Raw genomic sequence first — 25,899 nt, 5'->3', positions numbered from 1 at the left:
GTCAGTCGCCGGTGACCATCATGGCTGAAATCTCGGCCTCGGCCGCCTTGGTACCTTCGACCAGGGCTTCGCAGGCGAATTTGAGCAGGTTGCCGCGCTTCTTGATTTTCTTGACATGGATCTTCAACTGGTCGCCGGGAACGACCGGTTTGCGGAATTTGGCGTTGTCGATCGTCAGGAAATAGACCAGCGACGGTTTCGACGCCCCGAGGCTTCGGATGCAGATGGCGCCGGCCGTCTGCGCCATGGCCTCGACGATCAGGACGCCCGGCATCACCGGCTGCTCCGGGAAATGCCCCTGAAAATGCGGCTCGTTTATGGTCACGTTCTTGATGCCGATGGCGGATTCGTCACCATCGATGTCGACGATGCGGTCGATCATGAGGAAGGGATAACGGTGCGGCAGGAGCTTCATCAGCCCCAGTATGTCGACCGCTTCCAGCGTTGTCGCCGCCACCATGTCAGCCATTGTCCTTGCCCTGCTTGCGTGCCCTGGCCATCGTGCGCAACATGGCTATCTCTCGCATGGCTTCCGCCATCGGCTGTGCCGGATAGCCACCCCATATCTCGCCGGCGGGAACATTGCTCATAAATCCACTTCTGGCGGCAAGCTTGGCACCTGAACCAATCGTCAGATGATCCGCAAGCCCGACGCCGCCGCCCATGGTGACATTGTCACCCACCACGACGGAACCGGAAATACCTGAAAGCCCGGCTACTATGCAATTGCGGCCGATGCGGACGTTATGGGCGATCTGCACGAGATTGTCGATCTTGGTGCCTTGCCCGATGATCGTATCGGACATGGCGCCGCGATCGACTGTGGAATTGGAGCCGATCTCGACATCGTCCTGGATGATAACCCGTCCGATCTGTGGAACACGTTCCGGCCCCTTGGCGCCGCCGACAAAGCCGAAGCCGTCCTGGCCGATCCTGGCGCCACCATGGATGATGACCCGATTGCCGATCAGCGCGTACTGGATACTGGCGGCCGGGCCGACATAGCCGTCACGGCCAATCTGGCAGGACTGTCCGATGACGGCGTTCGGCGCAATGACGGTGCCGCCGCCGATCGAGACGCCTGGGCCGATGACCGCGCCGGCCTCGATGATAGCGCCGGCTTCGACATGCGCGGTCGGATCGATATGGGCATGCGGCGAAACGCCGGTCTCACCGGTCATTGGCCCCGGCGTGGCGGCTGTCGGGAACAAGAGGCGCCCAACCAGCGCGAAAGCCTGTTGCGGCCGTGGATGGATCAGGACAGCGATGCCGGCAGGCGCCTTGTTTGCGAAGTCCGCCGGACACAGAACCGCCGCCGCCCGCAGCGACGGCATCAGCGCAGAATTGCGTTTGCCGTCGACGAAGACGAGCGCGTTGGCGCCACCTTCATGAGCTGGCGCCAACGCTTCGATCGAAACGTCGGATTGGCCGGAATCGACAAGCACCGAGCCGGTCAGATTCGCGACTTCGGCCGCCGTATACCGGCGTGATGGCGCGAAGAACACCGGATCGGTCATTCCAGAAGCTATATCCAGCTAGGTCGGAACATTTCTCCCGGATCCAAAACCCGGGAGCATCGTTGGCCGCCGATCAGAAGCGGGTCGATATGCCGAAGTTGAATTCCTGCACGTCGTCTTTGGCTTCCTTCTTGACCGGGATCGCATAGTCGATACGGATCGGCCCGAACGGCGAGGCCCACATCAGGCCGACACCGACCGAGGCACGAAGCTTCATGTCGAGAGAAGCCTGGTCGACCGTCGTGCTGATCTTGCTGCCGTAGAGCGTCGCAGCGTCCGCGAATACAGCACCGCGGAGACCGAAGCTCTCGGGAATAACCGGCAACGGGAACTGCGCTTCGGCCGAGGCATTGAAATAGGTCACCCCGCCCAGATGGTCACCCGTATTCGGGTCCACCGGACCAATGCCGTTATAGGCAAAGCCACGGATCATGCGGTCGGTGCTCTGGAACTGATCGAAGATGCGCAGAGTACCGTTGTTGCCATAACTCTCGACATGACCGGCGCCGCCTGAAATCAGCCCGACCAGATCAAGCTGCTCGGACAGCGTCTGATAGATGCTGCCGCGCCCGGTAAGCTTCACGAACTTAGCATCACCACCAAGTCCGGCCACTTCGACGGTCGTGTTGGCGTAGATACCCTCGTGCGGGTTCTTCATGTCGTCGATCGTGTTGTAGACCAGCCCCAGGCTGATCGAAGACTTGATCCACGGACTTTGCTCGATGCCATCCAAGATGGCGGGCGAAATTGTACAACCGGCGTCAGGAATCCCGTCGCCATTGGCATCGCAATTGCTGTCCAGCTTGTACTTCTCTTGCGAGATGTTGTACGCCAGCTGGGTCGTGATGCTGTTGGTGATAGGCAGACCGAAGCGCACCGTCGCACCCGTGGTATCGCTGTCGTAGTTGCTTTTGTATTGCCTCGTCGACTTGTAGATGTCGAAACCGGCAGCGATGCGCCGGCCGAGGAAATAGGGCTCGGTGAAGGACAGGCTGTAATCGCGCGAGTTCTTGCCGCCGCCGGCGGACACCTTGATGAACTGGCCGCGACCTAGGAAGTTGCGCTCGGTGATCGATCCTTCGACGGACGGTCCGGCCGTATCGCCACCGGTCGAATAGCCGGCACCAACCGAGAATTCACCCGTCGACTTCTCGACCACATCGACCACCAGCACGACCTGATCAGGGGCCGAGCCAGGCACGGTCGAAATGTCGACTTTGTCAAAGTAATTGAGGTTTTCCAGGCGCTTCTTCGCGCGCTGGATGAGCACCTGGTTGAACGCGTCGCCTTCGCTGACGTCGAATTCGCGGCGAATGACATAGTCGCGTGTACGGTCGTTGCCGCGGATCTCGATGCGCTCGACATAGGCCTTGGTGCCCTGGTCGACCGTGTAGACCACCGAAATCGTATGGTTCTCGAAATTGCGGTCGCCACGCGGCGTCACCTGCGCGAACGCGTAGCCGGAACCGGCCACCTTCTCGGTCAGGGCAATGATGGAGTCTTCGACATTCTTGGCATTGTAGACATCGCCCTTGCGGGTTTCGACCACCGATTCCAGAGACTTGGAGTCCACTTCCGGGATCGTGCTTTCGACGCTGATGTCGCCAAAAGTATAGCGCTCGCCTTCCTGGACGGTAATGGTGACCGTGTACTTGTTAGTCGCATTGTCGAGCTCGCCGACAGCGGACACGACCTGGAAATCGGCGTAGCCGTGATTGAAGTAGAAGCGGCGCAGCAGTTCCTGGTCGGCGCGCAGCTTGTCTTCATCATAGACGTCGTCGCGCAGGATGAACGAGACCCAGGATGAGCGCTTGGTGTTGATCACGTCCGACAGGCGGCGGCTCGAATAGGCGCTGTTGCCGACGAAATTGATTGCCGCGATCTGCGTGCGATCGCCTTCGGTGATGTGGAACACCACATTCACGCGGTTGTCGCCGAGCTCCATGATCTGTGCGGTCACGCCGGCATCGTCACGGCCGATGCGCCTGTAAGCGGCCTTGACCGCCTCGACGTCCGAATCGAGCGTAGCCTGAGAGAACGTGCCGCGCGGCTTCAGCTGAACTGCCGCCTGAAGCGCGTTGTCCTTGAGCTTCTTGTTGCCCTGGAACAGCACCTGGTTGACGACCTTGTATTCCGAAACCTTGACCACCAGGGTCGAGCCGACCTGGTTGATCTGGACATCCGAGAACAGTCCGGTGCCGAACAGCGCCTTGACCGCGCTATCGACATCGGAGCTGGAGAAGGCCTTGCCGGGCTTGATGGTGATGTAGTTGCGGATGGTATCGGCGTCGACACGCTGGTTGCCGCTCACCTCCACCTTGCTTACGACAGCGGCTTCGGCCGCCGATGTGGCAACGAACTGCACTGCGAACGCACCGGGTACGACCAGAGCGGCGGACAGTGCCGCCGCTGACGCGGCGTTTAGAAACTTGGATGCTGCCTTCATCGGGCTTAATAACCTTTTCTCGTAGTCCCCACGGCGAGAAAACCGGACGTGCGGTCATTTCCCCTACCGTATTAACCGGATTTTCCCTACACGCAAGGCTTCTGGTTAATTTGTATTTACTTAACCCTGTTGCGTGGCTTTCGCGTCACTCATATCCCCGTGCATGGTAAACGGCGTCTCAACATCGACCATGCCCGGGCCAAATTCCTTCATGATTTCAGCACCCAAAGAGATCGTTCCAGAACACGAACCCCATGAAGCACAGCACCAGAAGCAGACCGGCCCGATAGGCCATTTCCATCATCCGTTCCGACACCGGCCGGCGGATGACGGCCTCCACCCCGTAGAACAACAGGTGGCCGCCGTCGAGGGGGGGAATCGGCAAAAGGTTTAGAATGCCTATCCCAACGGAGAGCAGCGCGACGAGCTGCACCAGCCACTCGAAACCGAGTTTGGCAGCCTTGCCGGCCATGCCGGCGATCTTGACCGGGCCACCCAGCTGGCACTTGTCCTCGCGCCCGACGACGAAGCGCTGCAGAAACTGGCCAGTGCGCTCGATGACGTGGCCCGTTTCCTCAACTGCCGCCGCAACGGCTCCCACCGGAGTGTATGTGATGAGACGAGGCTGGCCGAGTTCCTTGTTGTTGACGACGCCGATTACCGCGACCTTGATCTTGTTGCCGAGCGCGTCCTCCTGCTCCATCAGCTGCGGCGACGCGGTCACCGTGACCTCCTTGCCGTTGCGCAGCATGACGAAGGTGATGATATCGCCGGCGCGGCCCGAGACCAGCCGCTGCACGTCGCCGAAGGTTTCGACCTTGCTGCCGTCGACGCTGACGAATCGGTCGCCAGGCAAAATGCCGGCCTTGGCCGCGGGACTGCCTGTTGTAACCTCCGCCACCATGGGCTCCGCGACATAACGCCCATTGGAGGCAAACAGCACGGAAAAGACGACGATCGTCAGCAGGAAGTTGAACAGCGGGCCGGCCACCACCGTTGCCGCGCGCTTCCAGATCGCCTGGGTGTGGAAGGCAACCTTGCGTTCCTCGTCGGTCAGCGTTTCGAGCTCGTCCGATGTCGGCTTGCTGGAGGTGGCGCTCATGTCGCCGACAAACTTGACATAACCGCCTAGCGGTATGGCGCAAAGCTTCCAGCGCGTACCGTGCCTGTCGTTGAAGCCGACGAGCTCCGGGCCGAAGCCGATCGAGAAGGCCCTGACCCCGATGCCGCACCAGCGGCCGACGAGGTAGTGGCCCATCTCGTGAACGAACACCACCACGGTCAGTACGAAGAGAAACGGCACGAGCGTGCCGAGAAAGAGGCCTTCCGTGCTGAAAATCGCGTGAAGAATCTCGTTCAACTCAAGCCCTCAAATTCTTCCGCGGTCGCTGCATGACTGTGACATCAATACAGGCGAATCCAAGGCACGTTCGCGCCAGATCGTGGAATGACACCGTTCAAATGGGAAACAGCCCCTGTGCCGGATGATCGGCGCCCACCAAAATCCAACCGATGACGTATAGGGCAAGAGCGGCCGCGACAAGCCCGTCGACACGATCCATGATGCCGCCATGGCCAGGAATGAGCACGCCTGAATCCTTGCGGTCGTGCCGCCGTTTGACCCAGGATTCGAACAGGTCGCCAGCCTGGGCGACAACGGACAGCACCAGCGCCACAAGGCCGAGCAACGCCAGGTTGCCGGCGCCGGCAATGGCTGCCAGCAGAAGTCCCGCGACGACGCCACCGACCGCCCCGCCGAATGCGCCGCTGCGCGTCTTGCCTGGCGAAATCGACGGCGCCAGTTTGGGCCCGCCGACGGCGCGCCCGACGAAATAGGCGAAAATGTCGGTCGCCCAGACGACAGCGAACAGGAACAGGATGGCGATGAGGCCCGAATGATCGCCGTCGCGCAGCAGGGCAAGCGACAGGCCCGACACGCAGGCATAGGCAAGGCCGCCAGCGTCCCACTGGCCGATCTTGCGGATTCCCGCGGTGGCCGCCGTTATCGCAACCAGAATCACCACGAGCGGCAGCAGCCAAAATGCGGACAGGCCGGCAATCAGGGCGCCGACGAAAATGACCATCAGCGCTTCCGGAAGGAAACCAAGCCCGTCGGCCGCGGCGGACCGCGCCATGCGTGTCCACTCATAAAAGATCATTGCCGCCATGGCGGCGCACAGCAGCCGGAAAGGCAGGCCGCCCAGCCAGGTCAGGCCAAGGGCGACAATGGCCAGCACGACCGCCGAAATCACACGCAGCTGAAGGTTGCTCATCCCGCGGCCGGTCGCGAAGCGACGTCTTGCGGGCCCAGTCCGCCGAAGCGGCGCTCGCGGCCGGCATATTCACGCAAGGCCTCGGCGAAGTGCTCACGGTTGAAGTCCGGCCAGTAGCACGGCAGGAAGACGAGCTCGCTGTAGGCGGCCTGCCACAAGAGGAAGTTGGACAGGCGAAGCTCGCCGCTGGTGCGGATGACCAACTCCGGATCGGGAATGCCTTGCGTGTCGAGAGAGCCGGCAAAGCTTTCGGCGGTGATCGCCTCGCTGTCGATTTCCCCGCGCGCCACCGCCTCGGCGAGCTTGCGCGCCGTGCGAACGATCTCGTCGCGCCCGCCGTAGTTGAAGGCAATCACAAGCGTCAGCGAGGTGTTGTGGATCGTCAGTGATTCGGCTTCGTCGAGCAGCCCTCTGATGTCCGCCTGCAGCCCTGCCCGGTCGCCGATGATCCTGACCCGCACGCCGCTCTGGTGCAGCTCGGCAAGGTCGCGACGAATGAACAGCTTCAACAGACCCATAAGGTCGCTGACCTCGGACTTCGGTCGCGACCAGTTCTCCGACGAGAAAGCATAGACGGTCAGGAAGGAGATGCCGAGACCAGGGGCGGCACGCACAGCCTTGCGCAGCGCCTCGACGCCGGCGCGATGACCCGCGAGCCTCGGCATACCGCGCGCCTTGGCCCAGCGTCCATTTCCATCCATGATGATCGCGACATGCGCGGGCGTTGTCATGATCTCGCTTTCGGGTCAGCCAAGGGCCAACCCTAAACCTGCATGATTTCAGCTTCCTTGTCGGAAAGCAGATGATCGATAGTGCTGATGGTTTCGTCGGTAAGTTTTTGGACCTGGTCGGAACGCTTGCGCTGATCGTCCTCGCTGATGTCGCCGTCCTTCTCCGCCTTCTTCAGGAAATCCATGCCGTCACGGCGCACATGGCGCGCGGCGACACGCGCGTTCTCGGCATAGCCGTGCGAAATCTTGACCAGCTCCTTGCGGCGCTGTTCGTTGAGCTCCGGCAGCGGAATCCTCAGATTGGTGCCGTCGACGATCGGGTTGAAGCCCAGATTGGATTCCCGGATCGCGCGGTCGACCGCACCGACCATCGACTTGTCCCAGACCGAGACCGAGATCATGCGGGGCTCCGGCACGGTAACGTTGGCCACCTGATTGATCGGCATGGTGGTGCCATAGGCTTGCACCTGGATCGCGTCGAGCAGGTTGCTGGAGGCGCGACCGGTCCGCAGCGAGGCCAGATCATGCTTGAACGCCGCGATTGCCCCATCCATGCGTCGCTTGAGATCGTCGTACTCACCACTCATGTTAGTCTCCTCGACCCGTCTGCCGCGGGTTCACTGCTTCGGGGCAAAGCCCCGTGTTCGAGCCCGATTTCGAAATCCGGTTTCCCTTCTTCGGGCCCGGATCACTCGTCCGCGACGACCGTACAGCGGCCGCCGCCCCTCAGAATATCGCCGAAACCACCTTTTTCGTGGATCGAATAGACGATTATCGGAATGTTGTTTTCGCGCGCAAGTGCAATCGCAGCCGTATCCATGATCGAAAGCCCTCGATTTATGACCTCGGCATGGCTGATGCGCTCGAAACGTGTCGCATTCGGGTCCTTTTTCGGGTCGGCAGAATAGACGCCGTCGACTTGCGTGCCCTTGAACAGCGCGTCTGCGCCGATCTCGGCCGCGCGGAGCGCGGCAGCCGAATCAGTGGTGAAGAACGGATTGCCGGTGCCGCCGGCGAAGATCACCACCTTGCCCTGGTTCATGTAGGCGGTCGCCTGGCGCTGCGAAAAGCTCTCGCAAAGCTCGGGCATGGCAATCGCGGACAGCACGACGGCGTCGACGCCGATCTTGTTCAGAGACGTGCGCAGTGCCAGCGAATTTATGACCGTGGCAAGCATGCCCATATGGTCGCCGGTGACGCGGTCGCCGCCCTTGGAGGCGACGGCCACGCCGCGAAAGATATTGCCACCGCCAATGACGACACCCACCTCGATGCCCAGCGCGCGCGCCTCGGCGATATCGCCGGCGATACGGTCCACGACCGAGACGTCGATGCCGAAATGCTGCTCGCCCATCAACGCTTCGCCCGAAGCTTTCAGCAGAACACGTCGGTAGAGGGGCTTCGCCGTCATCTGGTTCCTCGAAAATCCCGGCGCGGCAAGCTCTGAAGGCGAAAAAGACCTCCTGGTTCGCCGGCGGTGCTGTCATGACGGGTTGACCGGATACACGAAGGGCGCAGCGATGTCACGCCGCGCCCTTGTCCAAAATTCCAGGCTTTTTGGATCAGTTGCTGCTGATGGCAACGGCCTCGCCTTCGACCACGACCGGCAATGCATAACCGGACGGCTTGTCGCCGGTCACGACACCGCCGGCGACACGAACCTGGATCTCGGGACCGAAATAGGAATGCGGGAATGGCGCCGGCGTGCCGCTCACCTTGTCCAGCCGCTGACGAAGCGCTGGCGGTATGGAGAAATCGAGCGCCGCAAGATTGTCCTGCAACTGCGAAAGCCGCGTTGCCCCAAGGATGACGGTGGCGATTCCCGGCTGTGTCGCCACCCAGTTGAGCGCCACGTGAGCCATGCTCCGGCCGAGTTCGGCGGCGACTTTTTCCAACTCCGCCACGACAGTCCAGTTGTGCTCGGTGAATTTCTGGAAGCCTGGATGGGTGGTGCTGCGGAAGCCGTCGAGCCGGCCGGCATTGCCCGCTTGCGCCGGGCGGTATTTGCCGCTCAACAGCCCGCTGGCCAGCGGGCTCCAGACCATGATGCCGGCGCCATGGCGTGTCCCGAACGGCACGAATTCATGCTCGATGGCACGCTCCGCCAGCGAGTATTCGAGCTGCAACGCCGAGATCGGCTCATAGCCGCGCAGTTCGGCGATCGCCTGCGCCCGCCCGGCATACCAGGCCGGCACGTCGGACAGGCCGAGGTGACGTATCTTGCCTGCCCGAACCAGATCGTCGAGCGTACGCAGCACCTCCTCGGCCGGCGTCAGTCTGTCCCAGATATGCATGAGATAGAGATCGATATAGTCGGTACCCAGCCGCTTCAGCGAGGCGTCGACGGCACGCATGATGTTCTTGCGGCCGTTGCCGCCGGCGTTCGGATTGCCGGGGTTCGAGTTCATGGTGAATTTGGTGGCGATCACCGCCTTGTCGCGCAAGCCCCGCTCGGCCACGAATTCACCGAGCCAGGTCTCGGCGGTGCCGCCGGTATAAAGGTCGGCGGTGTCGAAGAAATTGCCGCCGGCCTCGACATAGGCGTCGAACATCGTTCGCGCCGTGTCCCGGTCTGCGCCCCAGCCCCATTCCGTGCCGAAGGTCATCGTGCCCAGTGCCAGCCGGCTAACGCGCAGGCCGCTGTTGCCGAGTGTGTAGTAGCTCATCGTCATTGTCTTCTCCGATCCGGTTGATGCGGGCGTCATTGGCCCGGGGTCGTCTTGACCCAGGGATTGCCGCGTTCATGCGTCATGCGGAAGGTGAAGCCATCGACCTTCCAGGCTGTGCCGGAACGTGTCAGGTGGTGCTCATATGTGCCCCAGACTTCCCAGAGCGGATCGCCATTGCCCTCCATCCGGTTCCAGGCGTAGCCGTTCGACAGAACAGTCGCCGTGTCCGCCCCGAGGACGACCTGGTGATTGGTGCGCAGGTGAAGGCTGGTCTTGCTGCCCTTGAGGTTACCTGCCCAGGCGCCGATCAGATCGTCGGAGGCAATGTTGGCCGCAGGCTGCCCGGACAGGCTGCTGAAGTCGGCGGTGACCCGGTCCGCGAAATAGCTGCGCGCGCGTTTCCACTCCTGCGCGTCGACGGCGCGATCGATGGCATCGGCGATACGGATCACGGCGCGTTCATCGGCAAGCGCCTGCCAGCCGGTCGGTTCCGCACCACCGGCATCGACGGGTGCCAGCGCCATGCCAGCGGCAAAGGTAACGTATTTCAAGGCATTCATGTCTCTTCTCCTTTATGCCATCAGCCCCGATCGCCGATGTATTGGCGACAATATGGACCTTCGCCCCAGCATCGATAAGATTGCATGATCTGCATGGAATATGCGATATGGTTCATGAATGGACCGGGACCTGCTCACGCATCTGCCTGTCATCGTTGCCGTCGCCCGGCGCGGCGGCTTCGCGCTTGCCGCGGCTGAACTCGGCATGAGCCCTTCGGCGGTCAGCCATGCGGTGCGCCTCGTCGAGGAGCGGATCGGCCAGCCGCTGTTTGCGCGCACGACGCGCAGCGTTTCGCTCACCGAGGCCGGCAAGGCGCTGGTGGAAACGGCGGCCCCTGCCCTCCAGGATATTGCCGAGCGGATGGACCGTATCCGCAGCGTCAAGGGCAGGCCGACCGGCTTGCTCAGGATCAACGCCTCCAACATCGCGATCCCATTGGCGGTGACGCCGGTCGTCGCCGCGATGGCCGAGCGCTATCCCGACATTACGGTCGAGATTTTTGCCGATCAGGGATTGGTCGACATCGTCGGCGAAGGCTTTGACGCCGGCATCCGGCTCGGCGAGATGATCGCGCAGGACATGGTGGCCATCCGACTGACGCAGCCCTTCAAAGTCGTCATCGTCGCCTCTCCCGCCTATATCGGGCGACGTGGTCGTCCGCACCGCGTAGCCGATCTCGCGAACCACAATTGCATCGGGTACCGGCTCGTCCGTTCGGGTGCTCTCTATCGCTGGGATTTGACCGAGGATGGCAAGGATGTGGTCATGGAGACCAGCGGTACGGCCATCGTGACGGACTCGCTCGCCGCCATTGATCTGGCGCTCGCCGGCGTCGGCCTCGCCTATATGTTCGAGCCGCTGGCGCGCGCGGATCTTGCAGCCGGGCGTCTGGTGCAGGTCCTGCCGCAATCGGCGATCGAGGAACCCGGCCTTTTTCTCTACTTCCCGCGCCGCGCGGCGATGGCGCCGAAGCTCAGGGCCTTCATCGACACCGCAAACGAAATCGGCCGGGCATCCCTGCGGACGCCCGGCCGAAAGACACAGCCGCAATAATGCGGTAGGACGCTCACTTCTTGACTGCCGCAGCGACCTCTGCGGCGAAATCGGACTCTTCCTTCTCGATGCCCTCGCCAAGCGCGAAGCGCAGATAGGCCGTGATCTTGGCTGGCGCGCCGATTTCCTTTTCGGCATCCTTCAGCGCCTTCTCGACGGTGATGTCGGGATTGAGCACGAACGCCTGCTTCAAGAGCACGACTTCCTCATAGAACTTGCGCAGGCGACCCTCGACCATCTTTTCGATGATGGCTTCCGGCTTGCCCGACTGACGCGCCTGGTCGGAGAAGATTGCCTTCTCGCGCTCGACAGCTGCCGGGTCGATCTGCTCTGCGGTCAGCGCCATCGGGTTGGTGGCGGCGACATGCATGGCGACCTGGCGGCCAAAGGCGTTGGCGGCGTGCTCGTTGCCGGTGGTCTCGATCGCGACCAGCACGCCGAGCTTGCCAAGGCCGTCGGCAACCGAATTGTGGACGTAGGTAGCAACCGCGCCGTGCGGAACGGTCAGCTTGGCCGAGCGGCGAAAGCCAAGGTTCTCGCCGATGGTGCCGACAGCGTCCTTGATGGTGTCCGTGACCGACTTGTCCGAACCCGGATATTTCGCGGCGGCCACAGCTTCGGTCGTGCCATAGGCGAGCGCCACCTTGGCGACGTTGGCGACGATTTCCTGGAAGGCGGCATTGCGGGCGACGAAATCCGTCTCGGAATTCACCTCGACGACGGCGGCTTCACGCACGCCGTTGTCGACGCCGATCAGGCCTTCGGCGGCGGTGCGGCCAGCCTTCTTGTCGGCCTTGGAAATGCCCTTCTTGCGCAGCCAGTCGACGGCCTCTTCCATGTTGCCGTTGGTCTCGTTCAACGCCGCCTTGCAGTCCATCATGCCCGCGCCGGTCAAGTCGCGGAGTTCTTTGACCTGTGCAGCCGAAATGCTCATTGTCGCCTCTTTGTTTCAAATGCGCCGACGCACCATCGAATCTCGACGGTGCGTCTGTTTAGCGTGCCAAAATATGAGAAAGATGAAGGCCGCAAGCCGGCCTTCGATTATCAAGCCTCGGGGGCTTCCGACGCCGGAGCCGGATCGAGCGCCGGTTCGACCGGAGCTTCGACGGAAGCGCCGATGTCGACGCCGAGCGCGCCCTGCTGACGGGCGATGCCGTCGATCGCAGCCTTGGCGATCAGGTCACAATAGAGCTGGATGGCGCGGGCCGCGTCGTCATTGCCGGGGATCGGGAAGTCGATCTTGTCCGGATCGCAGTTCGAATCGATGATAGCGACCACCGGTATGCCCAGGCGCTTCGCCTCGAGGATGGCGATCGCCTCCTTATTGGTGTCGATCACGAACATCAGGTCGGGCGTCGAGCCCATGTCCTTGATGCCGCCGAGCGCCTTGTCGAGCTTCTCGCGCTCGCGGTCGAGGTTCAGGCGTTCCTTCTTGGTCAGGCCTTGCGCCTCGCCGGCCAGCATCTCGTCGAGCTTGCGCAGGCGCTGGATCGAGTTCGAGATCGTCTTCCAGTTGGTCAGCATGCCGCCGAGCCAACGCGAATTGACGTAGTACTGGGCCGAACGCTGCGCGGCATCGGCGACGATGTCCGACGCCTGGCGCTTGGTGCCGACGAACAGCACGCGGCCGCCCTTGGCAACGGTGTCGGAAACCTGCTTCAGCGCCTGGTGCAGCAAAGGCACCGTCTGCGAGAGGTCGATGATGTGGATGTTGTTACGGGCGCCGTAGATGTAGGGCGCCATCTTCGGGTTCCAGCGGTGGGTCTGGTGGCCGAAGTGAATGCCAGCTTCCAAAAGCTGGCGCATGCTGAAATCAGGCAGTGCCATTCTCATTTCCTTTCCGGTTAGCCTCCACGGACACAGGCATTTTTGGACCGAGGTCCTTGAACGCCACCGGAGGTTTCAGCCGGATTTCTCCCGGGCAGACACCAAAGTCCGTGTGTGGAATGAGCGGGCATATAGAGGGGAAGCGCGCTAAACGCAAGCGCCGCGGCGTCCGCGGCGTGACATGCGACGATCCGCGCCCTGTCCTCAGCGCTTTGCCTTGCCGTTGGGTACCCGCACGCGCCTGAGGATCGCGACGATCTCCTCGCGGCTGCATTCGATGGCGCCGAGCCTCACCGCGCGGTCGCGCTCGAAGCCGGTTATGTCATAGTGTGGCGCCGATGTCCTGGGCGGCCCCTGGTAGGACGAGCGCTTCACGCCAAGCTGGGCTGCGAACCGATGCAGCTCTTCGGTGTCGTCGGCCATCAGATGGCACCAGCGATGGCCTGCCCACTTCCAGATCGCCGCATCGACATAGACCGCCATCAGGCCCGCCGCGGCCAGCTCAGTTGCGCATCGTTGCTATTTCGATACCGGACAAGGCTTTGTCTGGTCGAACAGCGACAGGTTGACCAGCTTGCCGGTCATGGAGAAGTCGCCATAGTCCATGACGAGATCACGGGTGATGCCGTTCTCGTGCAGCTTGAAGCTGATCCGGTATTCCGGCACTTCCTCGCCCTTCTGGGCGCTGTCGTCGAAATAGGCGATGTCGACCGGCCAATATTTGTCGGTGGCAAGCTTCGCCAGTGCCGGCGCTTCCGGATCGGCCTTGTCGGCTTCGGTCTTCTTGCCGACGACAACCGTGGTCGTCATCACTTTGTTGGCGTCCTCCGAGCCGTCGAACAGGTTGGTCTGGTAGAAGGTTTCGCCTTTTTCGGCCTTGCCGATCAGCTCGACCAGATGCTGGGTCGGAAACTGGGTGGCAGCGAGTTCAAGACTGTTCTTCTCCGGCTTGTCGATATCGACCTTCAGCCCCTTGGCATTCTTGGTCGCGACGCCCTTGACCTCCTTGTCGAGGTTCTGGTCGACGAAGGACTTCGTCACGAAAGAAAACATCTTGCCTTCCGCATCCTCGAAGGTGGTGGTCTGCTGGTCGGTCAGCTTCGTGTTGTCGCTGGTCGCGATCTGCGTGACGAAACGGAATTTCACCGTATAGCCCTCGCAGGCGGAGCCGTTGAACTCGTAGACCATACGGCCGGTGATACCGGTGATGCCGGATCGATCATCCGCTTTCTTGAGCGTGAGATCGTAGACGGCGCGATGCGCCTGCAGCGCCGGTACGGCAAAAGCGGAGCCCACGGGGAAGAGCGCCGACAACAGAACGGCGTGGAATGCAAGGCGCGATGCGCGCATGAGGTACTCCAATCGTCGCGGCTGATGGCAGACCGCAGGGAAAGATGGTCCAGCTTAAAAAAAGTCATGGCGGAAGCGAGGCAAAAATAGCAATTTCGGCCCGGCCAGCGCGGCACCTTCCAGCAATAGGGAAAAGCAATGAGTGAAACAATCGAAAAGCGGCTAAGCGATCTCGGCGTCACACTTCCTGTTGCCGCCGCGCCTGCCGCCAACTACGTGCCCTATTGCAGGACCGGCAACTTGCTGTTCACGGCAGGACAATTGCCGCTCAAGGACGGCAAGCTGCAGGCGAGCGGCCTGCTCGGCCGCGACGTCGACACGGCAAGCGGCAAGGACGCGGCGAAATACTGCGCCATCAACATCCTGGCGCAAGCCAAGGCGGCACTTGGCGACCTCGAGAAGATCCGCCGTCTGGTCAAGATCACCGTCTTCGTGGCGTCGGCCCCCGACTTCGTCGAGCAGCATCTGGTCGCCAACGGCGCCTCGGATTTCCTGGTTGCCGCGCTTGGCGAAGCCGGCAAGCACGCACGCTCCGCCGTCGGCACCGCCTCCCTGCCGCTTAATGCCGCGGTGGAGATCGAAGCGATCTTCGAAGTCGATGAGTGAAGGTGCGGACATGACCGACCTCTCCTGGCTGACTGCCCGGCCGGTTGCCCATCGCGGCTTTCACGACATGAACAAGACGCGCTGGGAAAACACGCTTTCCGCCTTCGCCGCCGCGGCCGAACGCGGCTACGCGATCGAATGCGACGTGCATCTGTCGTCGGATGGCGTTCCCGTCGTCATCCATGATGACGATTTGCAACGGCTGACCGGACGGGACGGTTTCGTCTGGCAACGCAGCGCTGCCGAACTTACCGCGCTCAAGGTTGGCGGCACGGCGGATCGCGTGCCGACGCTGCAGGAAACGCTCGATCTCGTCGATGGTCGTGTGCCCATGGTCGTCGAACTGAAAGGAACTCCCGGTCGCGACGAAGGCCTGGTGGCGCGCGTAGGCAAGATGCTGAAGCGCTACAAGGGCAAGGCGGCGATCATGTCGTTCGATCACTGGCTGATCCGCGATTTCCCCCGGCACGCGCCCGGTATTCCGGCTGGATTGACTGCCTATGGGAAGGACGCCAAGCTGATCGAAGCACACTTTTCCATGCTGGCGCACGAACTCTCCTTTACCTCCTACGCCGCCGGCGATCTGCCGAACCCGTTTGTCAGCTTCGTGCGCGAAAAGCTCAAAATGCCTGTCATCACCTGGACGGTGCATGACCAGCCGGCGATCGACCTGACCTTCAGATATGCCGACCAGATGACGTTCGAAGGGTTCGAGCCCGACATGGTCAAAGTCGCCTGAGCAGGGTGCCCGAAACGTGACTTGTAGCGGCCCGAATGGAGCTTAAATAAGCCTCATGGATCAGGGCGACGACTGCGATGGACAAACGGCGAATGCGGACTATTCGATCCGCATCGCCGCGGGCATAGGAGCCTTTACCTCCGATGAATGGAACGGCTTTGCCGGTACCACGCGCGGCGACGCGGAAGCCGGATATAACCCACTCGTTTCATTCGCTTTTTTGAGCGCCTTGGAGGATTCGGGCTGCGCCGTGCGGCGCACCGGCTGGCAGGGCCATCACCTGCGGCTGGAAACCGCGCAAGGCAGGCTGCTCGGCGCTGTTCCCTGCTATCTCAAATCGCACAGCCAGGGCGAATATGTGTTCGATCACGGTTGGTCGGATGCCTTCGAGCGCGCCGGCGGCCGTTACTATCCAAAACTGCAAAGTGCCGTGCCGTTCACGCCCGTCACCGGCCCTCGCCTGCTGGTCGGCAAAGGCGAGGATCAGGACGCGGTCAAGGCGGGGCTTGCCGCCGGGCTCAAAATGGTGACCGACAAGCTCGGCATATCCTCGGCGCATGTCACTTTCGCGCAGGAGAGCGACGTCGCGACGCTGGAGGCCGCAGGCTTCCTGCATCGCACCGACCAGCAATTCCATTTCTTCAACGAAGGCTTTTCCACCTATGACGACTTCCTCGCCACGCTTGCCTCGCGCAAGCGCAAGGCGATGAAGAAGGAACGGCGCGAAGCGCTTGCCGATGGCATCACGATCGACTGGCTGACCGGCAAGGACCTGACCGAAAGGGCCTGGGACGACTTCTTCGCCTTCTATATGGACACCGGCAGCCGCAAATGGGGCCGCCCCTACCTGAACCGCCAGTTCTTCTCGCTGATCGGCGAACGCATGGCGGGCGACATCCTGCTGGTGATGGCCAGACGCAACGGGCGCTACATTGCCGGCGCCATCAACTTCATCGGCTCCGACGCGCTCTACGGCCGCAACTGGGGCTGCATCGAGGATCACCCCTACCTGCATTTCGAGGTCTGCTATCACCAGGCAATCGACTTCGCCATCGAACGCAAGCTGAAGGTGGTCGAAGCAGGCGCGCAAGGCGAGCACAAGCTGGCGCGCGGCTACCGGCCGGTGACCATGCATTCGGCGCACTACATTGCCCATCCCGGCCTGCGCAAAGCGGTCGCCGATTATCTCGGGCGCGAGCGGCGCGAGGTGGAGCGGATGGGCGAATATCTGGAAGAACATACCCCGTTCCGCAAAGATCTCGAGGAATAGCAGGCTTTTTCGACACGCCTGCCGACGCTGTTTACCCTGCGGCAGGTATCCACCAAGCCATGCCTCGGGCATGGACGCGCAAGCGTTCTCGGCTGATCGCAGCGCAGCTTCGTCTTGCCGCTCGGAGGCGGCTTCGCTACACCGGAGGGCAAGGCACACTCCGGAGCGTTCACCATGACTGAGGCCGCCTATGACACCGACAACATCTTCGCAAAAATCCTGCGCGGCGAAATACCCTCGCAGCGTGTGTACGAGGACGAAGCCGTCGTGGCTTTCATGGATGTGATGCCGCAAGGACCGGGCCATACGCTGGTGGTGCCGAAAGCGCCGTCGCGCAATCTGCTCGACGCCGACCCGTCGACATTCGGCCCCCTTTTCGTGGTCGTTCAGAAAGTGGCACGCGCGGTCAGGAAGGCTTTCAATGCCGACGGCGTCACCATCATGCAGTTCAATGAGCCTGCATCCGGACAAACCGTCTATCACCTGCATGTCCATGTCGTCCCGCGTTTCGACGGCATCCCTCTGAAGCCGCACACAGGCGCGATGGAGAATCCGGAAGTGCTGGCGCAGAACGCAGACAAGATCCGCGGCGTCCTCCAGAGCTGACCTTAATCCTTTATAAACCGGCGGATCATCTTGTCGCCTGTATTGCTGCCTGCGATTACTTTGTTCATATCTTTGCAAGCCTTCCCGATGCATCTTTTCGCTAGGGATGGGCGGCGATGCAGGACCTTTCGGAAACTATAGGCAGGCAGCCTGACGCCAGCGCGAGCGGCGCCTTTCTGCGTCTTTTGGCCGAATCATTTTTTCGCCACCGCGTTATTCATGCGGTCGCCCTGTTTACTCTCGGATTAAGTTTCGTGATTGGCGCCCGGGTCGGCAACCTGCCGGATTTCGGACTGCTTGCCGAATACGGCTTCTACCTGGTGGTGTATTTGTGGATCGCCGGATGTGTCTACGCGGCATTCCGGCTGTTATGGCTGGCGTTTGTTGACGGTGCCGCATCGCCACTCCGCCTTTTCCTGAATTCGTTCTGGCAGTTGCTGTCCGATCAAAGGCGCATCGCCAACAGCGTGAACGGACTGGTCGCGATCATGGCTTTTGTATCCGGCTTCGCGGTGCTGAAAGGGGCGATCGCGTTGCTGGCGCCTTTCTCCTGGGACCAGGCCTTTGCACAATTCAGCGTTGGCCTACATTTCGGCCGCCCTACCTACCGATGGGTCTGGTGGATCGTTGAAAGCCCCCAGGCCGTTCGTTTTCTCAATCTTTGCTACAATCTTTGGTTCGTGGTGCTGCTCTCGGCGATCTTTTCAAGCATCGCCGCCGCTCGCGATTCCCTACTGCGCCATCAGTTTCTGCTCAGCTTCATGCTGCTATGGCTGATAGGCGGCTTCGGCATTGCCCTGATATTCTCGTCCGCCGGCCCTTGCTACTACGCCAGGCTCGGCCTTGGCGATCTCTATCAACCGTTGATGGACGCACTTCAATCGGCAAATCAGCAATATCCGATCTGGGCTCTGTCCCTGCAGGACAGGCTGTGGGGCGGCTATCAGGGCTTGCCTTCGGGCAGCATGGGCATATCGGCATTTCCCTCCATGCATGTCGCGTCGGCCGTGCTCATTGCCCTCCATGCGACAAGGCTATCCGCCCGCCTTGGCATTTTGATGTGGATATTCGCGGCGCTGATCATGCTCGGTTCGGTGGTCCTTGGCTGGCACTATGCCATTGACGGCTACGCCGGCGCCCTCATCGCCCTTGCGATCTGGAAAATCACTGGCGCAGCATTGTCCCGAGCGCACGCCGGAACTGTCACGATTTCGGAAGGGCTATCCGACATCGGCGCCCCACTCATTCGCTTGAAGCCGCAACCGGATCATGTCCTGGCCATGGCGGATGGCGCTTATCCACGTGAAATCATTTGCGGACAGATGGATCAGGAAGGCCGGAGCTCGGAAAAGGACGGATCCGAAAGCCTCTGAAATGCCGTCGGCGGCATCATTCCCGTCAGAAGCCGCTGGCGGATCGCATCCGCGCATTGCCCCGGATCCAGGCGTGACGTATCGACTTCCAAATCATACACGCCAGGCCGGTGCACCTCTTCCTGCCACAGGCGTACAGGCAAAGGCACGGGATCACCGGCCATGCGTCACCCCCATTATTCCATGAAAAAAGCCCCGTTTTGAACTGACCCCCGAAGTTGTGTCCAACTTTCGGGGGTCAGTTCATTTCCGGGGCTCTTTTCGACTTTTTGTCAGGCTCAGCCCTTTCTGGGCAGTTGCGGTACGAGGCTGCGCTTACCGCCGTCCTTGCCCTTGGGCTCGGGCTTCTGCGCAACGACCTTCTTTGCCGCGGGCTTCCTGGCCACGGCCTTGGGTGGCTTCGGCGCGTCTTCCGGCTCTTCCTTCTTCGGCTTCACCGGCGCCTCGTCGGCGAGCGATTCGAGCTTGAGGCCGGTCTCGCCGGTTTCCTTCTTCTCGACGGTGACGCGCACCGTGCCGCCCTTCTTGAGCTTGCCGAACAGCACTTCGTCGGCCAGCGGCTTCTTGATGTGCTCCTGGATGACGCGGCCGAGCGGACGCGCGCCCATGCGTTCGTCATAGCCCTTGTCGGCGAGCCAGGCGATCGCGTCGGGCGACAGGTCGAAGGTAACGCCACGCTCGGAAAGCTGGGCTTCCAGTTGCATGACGAACTTCTGCACCACCTGATGGATGACCGGCACCGGCAGCGAGCCGAACGGAATGATCGCATCGAGACGGTTGCGGAATTCCGGCGTGAACAGCCGGTTGATCGCCTCGACATCGTCGCCTTCGCGCTTGGTCGAACCGAAACCGATCGCCGCGCGCTGCGCATCGGATGCGCCCGCATTGGTGGTCATGATCAGGATGACGTTGCGGAAGTCGATCTGCTTGCCGTTGTGGTCGGTCAGCTTGCCGTGGTCCATCACCTGCAACAGGATGTTGAACAGGTCCGGATGTGCCTTCTCGACCTCGTCGAGCAGCAGCACGCAGTGCGGATGCTGGTCGACACCGTCGGTCAAAAGGCCGCCCTGGTCGAAGCCGACATAGCCGGGAGGGGCGCCGATCAACCGCGAGACGGTGTGGCGTTCCATATATTCCGACATGTCGAAACGGATCAGTTCGACGCCGAGCGAGGCGGCCAGTTGCTTGGCGACTTCGGTCTTGCCGACGCCGGTCGGACCTGAGAACAGGTAGGAGCCGATCGGCTTCTCCGGTTCGCGCAGGCCGGCTCGCGCCAGCTTGATCGCCGAGGTCAGCGCGGTGATGGCGGTGTCCTGACCGTAGACGACGCGCTTGAGCTCGATGTCCAGGCCCTGCAGCACCTTCTCGTCATCGGCCGAGACCGTCTTCGGCGGGATGCGCGCCATGGTGGCGATCGTCGCTTCGATTTCCTTGATGCCGATCGTCTTCTTGCGCTTGGCTTCAGGCACCAGCATCTGCGAGGCGCCGGTCTCGTCGATCACGTCGATCGCCTTGTCCGGCAGCTTGCGGTCGTTGATGTAGCGCGCCGACAGCTCCACCGAGGCCTTGATTGCCTCGTTGGTGAACTTCACCTTGTGGAATTCTTCATAATAGGGCTTCAGGCCCTTCATGATCTCGATGGCATCCTCGACGGTCGGCTCGTTGACGTCGATCTTCTGGAAGCGCCGCACGAGCGCGCGGTCCTTCTCGAAGAACTGACGGAATTCCTTGTAGGTGGTCGAACCAATGCAGCGGATCGCACCCGACGACAGCGCCGGCTTCAACAGGTTCGACGCATCCATCGCGCCGCCCGAAGTCGCGCCGGCGCCGATCACGGTGTGGATCTCGTCGATGAACAGCACTGCGCCCGGATAGTCCTCGAGCTCCTTGACGACTTGTTTCAGCCGCTCCTCGAAATCGCCGCGGTAGCGCGTGCCGGCCAAAAGCGTGCCCATGTCGAGCGCGAAGATGGTGGCATTGTGCAGCACCTCGGGCACGTCGCCCTCGACGATGCGCTTGGCCAGGCCTTCGGCGATCGCCGTCTTGCCGACGCCAGGGTCACCGACATAGAGCGGGTTGTTCTTGGAGCGACGGCACAGCACCTGGATGGTGCGGTTGATCTCGCTCTCGCGGCCGATCAGCGGATCGATCTTGCCGGCCTTGGCCTTGTTGTTGAGGTTGACGCAATAGGCGGTCAGCGCGTCCTGCTGCTGCTTCTTCTTACCGCCTTCTTCCTGCGGCTCGGCGCCGTTCTGGCCGCCCTGCTCGTCATCGGCGCCGCGCGGGGTGCGGCTCTCGGACGCGCCCGGACGCTTGGCGATGCCATGCGAGATGTAGTTGACCGCGTCGTAGCGGGTCATCTGCTGTTCCTGCAGGAAATAAGCGGCATGGCTTTCGCGCTCGGCGAAGATGGCGACGAGCACGTTGGCACCCGACACTTCCTCGCGGCCAGACGACTGCACATGGATCACCGCGCGCTGGATGACGCGCTGGAAACCGGCCGTCGGTTTGGAATCCTCATCGTAGCCGGTGACCAGATTGTCGAGCTCGGTATCGATGTAGGTCAGAACAGTATGCTTCAGCTCGTCGAGGTCGACGTTGCAGGCGCGCATGACAGCGGCCGCCTCGGTGTCGTCGATCAGCGCGAGCAGCAGGTGTTCAAGGGTTGCATATTCATGGTGCCGCTCGTTGGCGAGCGTCAGCGCTTGATGAAGCGCCTTTTCCAGGCCTTGGGAGAAAGCCGGCATGTTACCTCACTTCTTCTCCATCACGCATTGCAGCGGATGCTGATTCTGTCGGGCGAAATCCATGACCTGGGACACTTTGGTCTCGGCCACCTCGAATGTATAGACCCCGCACTCGCCCACTCCATGATTGTGAACATGAAGCATGATGCGTGTGGCAGCTTCGCGGTCCTTCTGGAAAAAACGCTCCAGCACGTGAACCACGAACTCCATCGGAGTGTAGTCGTCGTTGAGGATGAGGACCCGGTAAAGGCTGGGCTTCTTGGTCTTGGTTTTGGTGCGCGTGATAACGGCCGTCCCGCGGCCGGCCTCATTGCCGTCGCCGCCGCCATTTTGCATCCGCGCCACTCGTCTCGTGGCAGTCAAACCGATCGTCACGTAGTCCTGCCTCTTCGAATCCTCATGCGAGTTTCACATGTAGGTGTTCGATGGACGATTTTAAGCCCTTCTGGTTAGCTGACAATATGGCTAGGTGACCAACTTGGCGGATTTTCGCGATCGTGAAGCGTTGGCATGAAAAAACCCGGCCGCGTTTCCACGACCGGGTTTCCTTCCCACGCCCAAAGGGCCGGATCTGGAATTCTCAGGGCGAAATCATCCGCCCGAGCAAAAATTACTTCGCCTTGGCAACGATCGATTCGAACGGCTTGTAGGCTTCCTTGGCGAGTTCGGCATAGAGGTCGCCAATCTTGGTGGCCTCGGCGACGAACGCCTCGTAGGACTGTTTGGCATAGTCGGATTGAATCTCGATCGCCTTGTCCAGCGACTTGGCCGAGAACAGCTTCTCGAACGCGGCGCTACCGGCTTCGAAGCTCTTCTTGGTGTATTCGCCGGCCTCGGTGGCGATCGCCTGCGCGCCCTTGGACAGCGAAGCGAAGCTCTTCAGTCCGGTGTCGGCAAACTCTTTGCCGTATTTGCTGAAATCTTCGTAGGTCTGGGTCATTTCCTGATTCCCTTGACGGTTGCCTGTTCATAGGACGCGCCCTAGCCGGGCGGCGTTTTGTGCAACGCACGTAACATATTGTGCGATGCACAAAAAGTCAACATTTCGCCCGCATGGAGGCACTACCCGAACGCCAATGGCTAAAATTCGAATAAAGGAAGGCTCAAACCACCGGAAAATGGTGAACGCGGCGGTTACCATAAACGGATTGGTAACGCTGCCCCGTTAGCTTGGCCGAAAGTGAGGCAGGATCCCTTTGCCGCCTCCAGCGCAACGAGAAATTCAAAGGAACTACCAGTGCGTCAGGCGTTGTCGGGCATCGTTTCCAAATCCGCGTCCCCTCTCAAAACGATCATGATCCTCGCCATGGCGATGACATTCGTCGTCGCGGGTGCCGCATCGTCGCTCGCGGCAAAGTCGGCAGCCATCGTCGTCGACGCCAAGACCGGCAAGGTGCTCTACTCGGCCAATGCCGATGGCCGGCGCTATCCTGCCTCGCTGACCAAGATGATGACGCTCTATCTGACCTTCGAAGCGATGGCGAAGGGCAAGATCAGCAGAAACACGCCAGTCGTGTTTTCGGCTCATGCATCCGCCGAGGCGCCGACCAAACTCGGCGTGAAGCCGGGCGGATCGGTCGCGGTAGAGACCGCGATCCTGTCGATAGTCACCAAGTCGGCCAACGACTCGGCGACCGCGCTCGGCGAAATGCTCGGCGGCAACGAAACCAATTTCGCCCGCATGATGACGGCCAAGGCGCGGCAGCTCGGCATGAACGGCACCGTCTTCCGTAACGCCAACGGCCTGCCCGACCCGGGGCAGTTCACCACGGCGCGCGACATGGCCACGCTCGGCATCGCGCTCAGGGAGCATTTTCCCCAGTACTACGGCTATTTCGCGCAGCGATCCTTTCTCTACGGTCGCCAGCGCATCAATGGCCACAACCGCCTGCTCGGGCGCATCAAGGGCGTCGACGGCATCAAGACCGGCTATACCCGCGCCTCCGGCTTCAATCTTGTCTCGTCCGTCAATGACGGCAACCGCCGCCTTGTCGCCGTCGTCATGGGCGGCACGTCGGGCGGCAGCCGCGACAACCAGATGGCAGGCCTGATCAACACCTATTTGCCGAGGGCTTCGACCCGCGGTGGCGGCGATCTGATCGCCAAGGCGGACAGCAATCCCGTCAGCGCGTTGGCTAAGGTTCTCCTGCCCAAGCATGACGCGCCGACCCCGGACGAAAAGCCGGTGGCCATGGCGGAAGCCGATACGGCCGTCACTGACGACGCGACCGTTGCCCAGGGCGACAGCGAGGACGAGGATACAGCCGAGGCGGAGGCGCCCAAGCTGGTTGTCCCGGCAACGAAGGTGAAGACGGTCATCGTCTCCGCTCCCAAGGTCGCCACTGCACAGGTCGTGGCCGCCTATGCCGAACCCACCCCGGCCGTTGATCCGGTCAGCACCGCGTCGGTTCCGTCGGGCTGGGCCATCCAGGTTGCCTCCTCGCCCAAGCAGTCCGAGGCCCAGGCTCTCCTCGACAAGACCACCAAGCAGGCTCCCAAGGTGCTGGCCGATGCTTCCGGCTTCACCGTCGCTTTCGACAAGGACGGCGTCACCTACTACCGCGCACGTTTCGGCGGCTTTGGGTCGAAGGACGCCGCCTGGAAGGCCTGCACCGCTTTGAAGAAGAAGAAAATCGAGTGCTACGCCGTCCAGCAATAGGATGGCGTGGAAGGATATCTCCCGGAAAAATTTTGCGTCGAAGGAGACTAGTTGTGATTGGAGAGCAAGACGTCCTTGGCTTCGTTAATCCGCGCCGCCAGGAAAGACGTGCCGCCGATATCGGGGTGCAGGCGCTGCATCAGGCGGCGGTGCGCCTTGCGGACATCCGCCGCGGCGGCCCCCGCTTCAAGACCAAGGACCTTGTAGGCCTCCTCCTTAGTCATGGCGCCCGGACCTGGCGCAATACCCAGCCCTTCGCCACCGTTCGTCTCAGCGTTTTTGCGCCAGACGGGAAATCTGCCGTCAAGATACGTCTCTAGCAATTGCCGGCTCTCCGGATCGCCGGAGAGCTCGCGGTAGAGATGCTGCAATTCCGCAAGGGTCATCGAGCCAAGCATCTTGCCATCGTGGCGGCCGGCCAGAACCAGCCCTTCAAGGCCGCCGGTATTATGATCGAGTTCCATCTCGAGTGCCGCTGTCCGCACGGTTGAGCGTTTTCCAGCAATTGGCGTGGCATTTGGCCGGCGCGTAAGTGTGGCGCCGTACCAGGCGATTGCCACGAACAGGATGATGCCGCCGAGGCCTTGACGCCCGACCACGAGCACGGCGCCGCCGACCAGCGCCAGCAGGATCGGCCCCAAGGTTCTCATCCCGCTTGCGAGTTGCGCCGGATCCGCGCGGAGAAAGGCGGTGGCTACCCCCAGGAGCACCAGCAACAACGCCACCACAACGATAATCGCGCCTAACATTTCCCATCGCCCCGCAGGTATCCTGTCCGCCTGGACAGCCGCGTGATGTCCTTCAACACTTTTTCTGCGCCAGAATCATGGCCTTTACCCGGGCTGGAAGAGGACCATCATGCGAACTGCGTCTTCAACGCCGCGGCCTGTGTCGATTTCGACGGTTGTTCATCGCGCATGATTCAAGATGTGGCGTTGTCGCGTCGCTTGCAAGTCCAGCGCCAGGCAAGATTGAGGGCCAGAAAGGTCCGGGCAGAAACAGGGAATCCTTCCGCTCAATGTCTAGAGCAAGCCGAGATCGGCCAGCTCGCGCCTGAGTTTCGGCGGCATCTCGACCAATCCCGCTTTGCCCTTGCCGAGATCGGACGGGGCGTCCGCTGGCTTCAGATAACGCCAGCCCTGGAAGGCGCGGCGCGGCTGCCAGTCGGTCCGCACCACCTCGGGGTCGAGCATCAAATGGCAGCGGCCGATGCCGTCGTCATCGGTGAACGGCCGGATTTCCGTGATCAATTGCCGGCATTGCACGCTGCCCTTGATCACCCAGTAGAGCGAGCCGCCATCGGTGACCTCGTCGCCACGTGTCGGCACCATGCGGGTGGTGTGCCAGTGTTCGGCTGGTTCGTCGGCGCGGCGGCGCTCTTCAAGACGGAAGGCGATCCACTCTTCGAGATCCTCGACACTGTCGCAGCCGACGCAAAGCTTTAGGAGGTTGAGAGCCATGCACCAAGGTTA

General features: G+C 61.7%; 26 protein-coding genes and 1 pseudogene. 7 read left to right on the top strand and 20 right to left on the bottom strand.

The genetic code is table 11. The features are described 5' to 3' along the window. Nucleotide 1: 1 nt before the first annotated feature. From fabZ to FJ970_RS19215, 10 genes are all read right to left on the bottom strand, one after another. The gene (fabZ, locus tag FJ970_RS19260) at nt 2-469 is read right to left on the bottom strand and encodes a 3-hydroxyacyl-ACP dehydratase FabZ (RefSeq protein ID WP_140757460.1); all 468 of its coding nucleotides are present in this window, start codon (nt 467-469) and stop codon (nt 2-4) included. Continuing rightward, nucleotides 462-1,517, bottom strand: coding sequence for a UDP-3-O-(3-hydroxymyristoyl)glucosamine N-acyltransferase (gene lpxD / locus FJ970_RS19255; RefSeq protein ID WP_140757461.1), 1,056 nt, complete (start codon nt 1,515-1,517; stop codon nt 462-464). The genes fabZ and lpxD overlap by 8 nt, the downstream gene beginning before the upstream one ends. Nucleotides 1,518-1,590: 73 nt before the next feature. Then, the gene (bamA, locus tag FJ970_RS19250; RefSeq protein ID WP_140757462.1) at nt 1,591-3,963 is read right to left on the bottom strand and encodes an outer membrane protein assembly factor BamA; all 2,373 of its coding nucleotides are present in this window, start codon (nt 3,961-3,963) and stop codon (nt 1,591-1,593) included. Nucleotides 3,964-4,180: 217 nt separating this feature from the next. Next, nucleotides 4,181-5,323 (bottom strand): RIP metalloprotease RseP, encoded by a 1,143-nt coding sequence (rseP, locus tag FJ970_RS19245; RefSeq protein ID WP_140757463.1) that lies wholly within the window; start codon nt 5,321-5,323, stop codon nt 4,181-4,183. Nucleotides 5,324-5,420: 97 nt separating this feature from the next. Continuing rightward, nucleotides 5,421-6,236 carry a phosphatidate cytidylyltransferase gene (locus FJ970_RS19240; protein ID WP_140757464.1) on the bottom strand — a complete coding sequence of 272 codons (816 nt, stop codon included), beginning with the start codon at nt 6,234-6,236 and terminating at the stop codon, nt 5,421-5,423. Further along, nucleotides 6,233-6,967 carry an isoprenyl transferase gene (locus FJ970_RS19235; RefSeq protein WP_140757465.1) on the bottom strand — a complete coding sequence of 245 codons (735 nt, stop codon included), beginning with the start codon at nt 6,965-6,967 and terminating at the stop codon, nt 6,233-6,235. The genes FJ970_RS19240 and FJ970_RS19235 overlap by 4 nt, the downstream gene beginning before the upstream one ends. 32 nt (nt 6,968-6,999) lie before the next feature. After that, nucleotides 7,000-7,554 carry a ribosome recycling factor gene (gene frr / locus FJ970_RS19230; RefSeq protein ID WP_027142617.1) on the bottom strand — a complete coding sequence of 185 codons (555 nt, stop codon included), beginning with the start codon at nt 7,552-7,554 and terminating at the stop codon, nt 7,000-7,002. A gap of 101 nt (nt 7,555-7,655) precedes the next feature. Continuing rightward, nucleotides 7,656-8,378, bottom strand: coding sequence for a UMP kinase (gene pyrH, locus FJ970_RS19225; RefSeq protein WP_140757466.1), 723 nt, complete (start codon nt 8,376-8,378; stop codon nt 7,656-7,658). Between the two features lie 151 nt (nt 8,379-8,529). Further along, nucleotides 8,530-9,639 (bottom strand): aldo/keto reductase, encoded by a 1,110-nt coding sequence (locus FJ970_RS19220; RefSeq protein WP_140757467.1) that lies wholly within the window; start codon nt 9,637-9,639, stop codon nt 8,530-8,532. A gap of 29 nt (nt 9,640-9,668) precedes the next feature. Continuing rightward, nucleotides 9,669-10,196 carry a nuclear transport factor 2 family protein gene (locus FJ970_RS19215; protein ID WP_140757468.1) on the bottom strand — a complete coding sequence of 176 codons (528 nt, stop codon included), beginning with the start codon at nt 10,194-10,196 and terminating at the stop codon, nt 9,669-9,671. A gap of 118 nt (nt 10,197-10,314) precedes the next feature. On the opposite strand from FJ970_RS19215, the gene FJ970_RS19210 reads away from it, so the two are divergent. Continuing rightward, complete coding sequence (locus FJ970_RS19210; protein WP_140757469.1) at nt 10,315-11,250, top strand: LysR family transcriptional regulator; 936 nt, start codon at nt 10,315-10,317, stop codon at nt 11,248-11,250. A gap of 13 nt (nt 11,251-11,263) precedes the next feature. Here the strand turns inward: FJ970_RS19210 and tsf are convergent, their stop codons facing one another. The 4 genes from tsf to FJ970_RS19190 form a co-directional block, all read right to left on the bottom strand. Continuing rightward, complete coding sequence (gene tsf, locus FJ970_RS19205; protein WP_027142611.1) at nt 11,264-12,184, bottom strand: translation elongation factor Ts; 921 nt, start codon at nt 12,182-12,184, stop codon at nt 11,264-11,266. Between the two features lie 110 nt (nt 12,185-12,294). Further along, complete coding sequence (rpsB, locus tag FJ970_RS19200) at nt 12,295-13,077, bottom strand: 30S ribosomal protein S2 (RefSeq protein ID WP_023777441.1); 783 nt, start codon at nt 13,075-13,077, stop codon at nt 12,295-12,297. Between the two features lie 204 nt (nt 13,078-13,281). Continuing rightward, nucleotides 13,282-13,560: a DUF4031 domain-containing protein gene (locus FJ970_RS19195; RefSeq protein ID WP_140757470.1), complete on the bottom strand. Its 279-nt coding sequence runs from the start codon at nt 13,558-13,560 to the stop codon at nt 13,282-13,284. Nucleotides 13,561-13,596: 36 nt separating this feature from the next. Beyond that, entirely contained in the window at nt 13,597-14,427 is an 831-nt protein-coding gene (locus tag FJ970_RS19190) for a cell envelope integrity EipB family protein (RefSeq protein WP_140757471.1), read from the bottom strand. 138 nt (nt 14,428-14,565) lie between these two features. Here FJ970_RS19190 and FJ970_RS19185 point away from each other — a divergent pair, with 138 nt between their 5' ends. The 5 genes from FJ970_RS19185 to FJ970_RS19165 all read left to right on the top strand — a co-directional run bounded on the left by FJ970_RS19185 (nt 14,566) and on the right by FJ970_RS19165 (nt 19,021). Further along, nucleotides 14,566-15,033 (top strand): RidA family protein, encoded by a 468-nt coding sequence (locus FJ970_RS19185; protein ID WP_140757472.1) that lies wholly within the window; start codon nt 14,566-14,568, stop codon nt 15,031-15,033. Between the two features lie 10 nt (nt 15,034-15,043). Beyond that, entirely contained in the window at nt 15,044-15,772 is a 729-nt protein-coding gene (locus FJ970_RS19180; RefSeq protein WP_140757473.1) for a glycerophosphodiester phosphodiesterase, read from the top strand. Nucleotides 15,773-15,827: 55 nt separating this feature from the next. Next, complete coding sequence (locus FJ970_RS19175) at nt 15,828-17,042, top strand: GNAT family N-acetyltransferase (protein WP_140757474.1); 1,215 nt, start codon at nt 15,828-15,830, stop codon at nt 17,040-17,042. Between the two features lie 174 nt (nt 17,043-17,216). Further along, nucleotides 17,217-17,648 carry an HIT family protein gene (locus FJ970_RS19170; protein WP_140757475.1) on the top strand — a complete coding sequence of 144 codons (432 nt, stop codon included), beginning with the start codon at nt 17,217-17,219 and terminating at the stop codon, nt 17,646-17,648. Nucleotides 17,649-17,764: 116 nt separating this feature from the next. Next, nucleotides 17,765-19,021: a phosphatase PAP2 family protein gene (locus FJ970_RS19165; RefSeq protein WP_140757476.1), complete on the top strand. Its 1,257-nt coding sequence runs from the start codon at nt 17,765-17,767 to the stop codon at nt 19,019-19,021. Here FJ970_RS19165 and FJ970_RS19160 read toward each other — a convergent pair. The 4 genes and pseudogenes from FJ970_RS19160 to FJ970_RS19145 form a co-directional block, all read right to left on the bottom strand. After that, nucleotides 18,976-19,176, bottom strand: a pseudogene (locus FJ970_RS19160) (phosphotransferase-like protein); the annotation flags it as partial. The gene FJ970_RS19165 and the pseudogene FJ970_RS19160 sit on opposite strands and share 46 nt — an antisense overlap. A gap of 123 nt (nt 19,177-19,299) precedes the next feature. Continuing rightward, nucleotides 19,300-21,768 carry an ATP-dependent Clp protease ATP-binding subunit ClpA gene (gene clpA / locus FJ970_RS19155; RefSeq protein ID WP_140757477.1) on the bottom strand — a complete coding sequence of 823 codons (2,469 nt, stop codon included), beginning with the start codon at nt 21,766-21,768 and terminating at the stop codon, nt 19,300-19,302. Nucleotides 21,769-21,774: 6 nt separating this feature from the next. Beyond that, nucleotides 21,775-22,104, bottom strand: a complete 330-nt coding sequence (gene clpS, locus FJ970_RS19150; RefSeq protein ID WP_010909565.1) for an ATP-dependent Clp protease adapter ClpS — start codon at nt 22,102-22,104, stop codon at nt 21,775-21,777. Nucleotides 22,105-22,378: 274 nt separating this feature from the next. Continuing rightward, nucleotides 22,379-22,708, bottom strand: coding sequence for a phasin family protein (locus FJ970_RS19145; RefSeq protein ID WP_095774324.1), 330 nt, complete (start codon nt 22,706-22,708; stop codon nt 22,379-22,381). Nucleotides 22,709-23,005: 297 nt separating this feature from the next. Here FJ970_RS19145 and FJ970_RS19140 point away from each other — a divergent pair, with 297 nt between their 5' ends. Continuing rightward, complete coding sequence (locus FJ970_RS19140; RefSeq protein ID WP_140757478.1) at nt 23,006-24,427, top strand: D-alanyl-D-alanine carboxypeptidase; 1,422 nt, start codon at nt 23,006-23,008, stop codon at nt 24,425-24,427. Between the two features lie 47 nt (nt 24,428-24,474). On the opposite strand, the gene FJ970_RS19135 is transcribed toward FJ970_RS19140, so the two are convergent. Both FJ970_RS19135 and FJ970_RS19130 read right to left on the bottom strand, forming a co-directional pair. Then, nucleotides 24,475-25,176 carry a DnaJ domain-containing protein gene (locus FJ970_RS19135; protein WP_140757479.1) on the bottom strand — a complete coding sequence of 234 codons (702 nt, stop codon included), beginning with the start codon at nt 25,174-25,176 and terminating at the stop codon, nt 24,475-24,477. Nucleotides 25,177-25,449: 273 nt separating this feature from the next. Then, nucleotides 25,450-25,887 (bottom strand): DUF1489 family protein, encoded by a 438-nt coding sequence (locus FJ970_RS19130; protein ID WP_140757480.1) that lies wholly within the window; start codon nt 25,885-25,887, stop codon nt 25,450-25,452. Nucleotides 25,888-25,899: the final 12 nt, after the last annotated feature.

The organism is Mesorhizobium sp. B2-1-8, assembly GCF_006442545.2.
GTDB lineage: Bacteria > Pseudomonadota > Alphaproteobacteria > Rhizobiales > Rhizobiaceae > Mesorhizobium.
The sequence above is the reverse complement of the archived record's forward strand: the minus strand, read 5'-3'. Positions and strand labels throughout refer to the sequence as shown.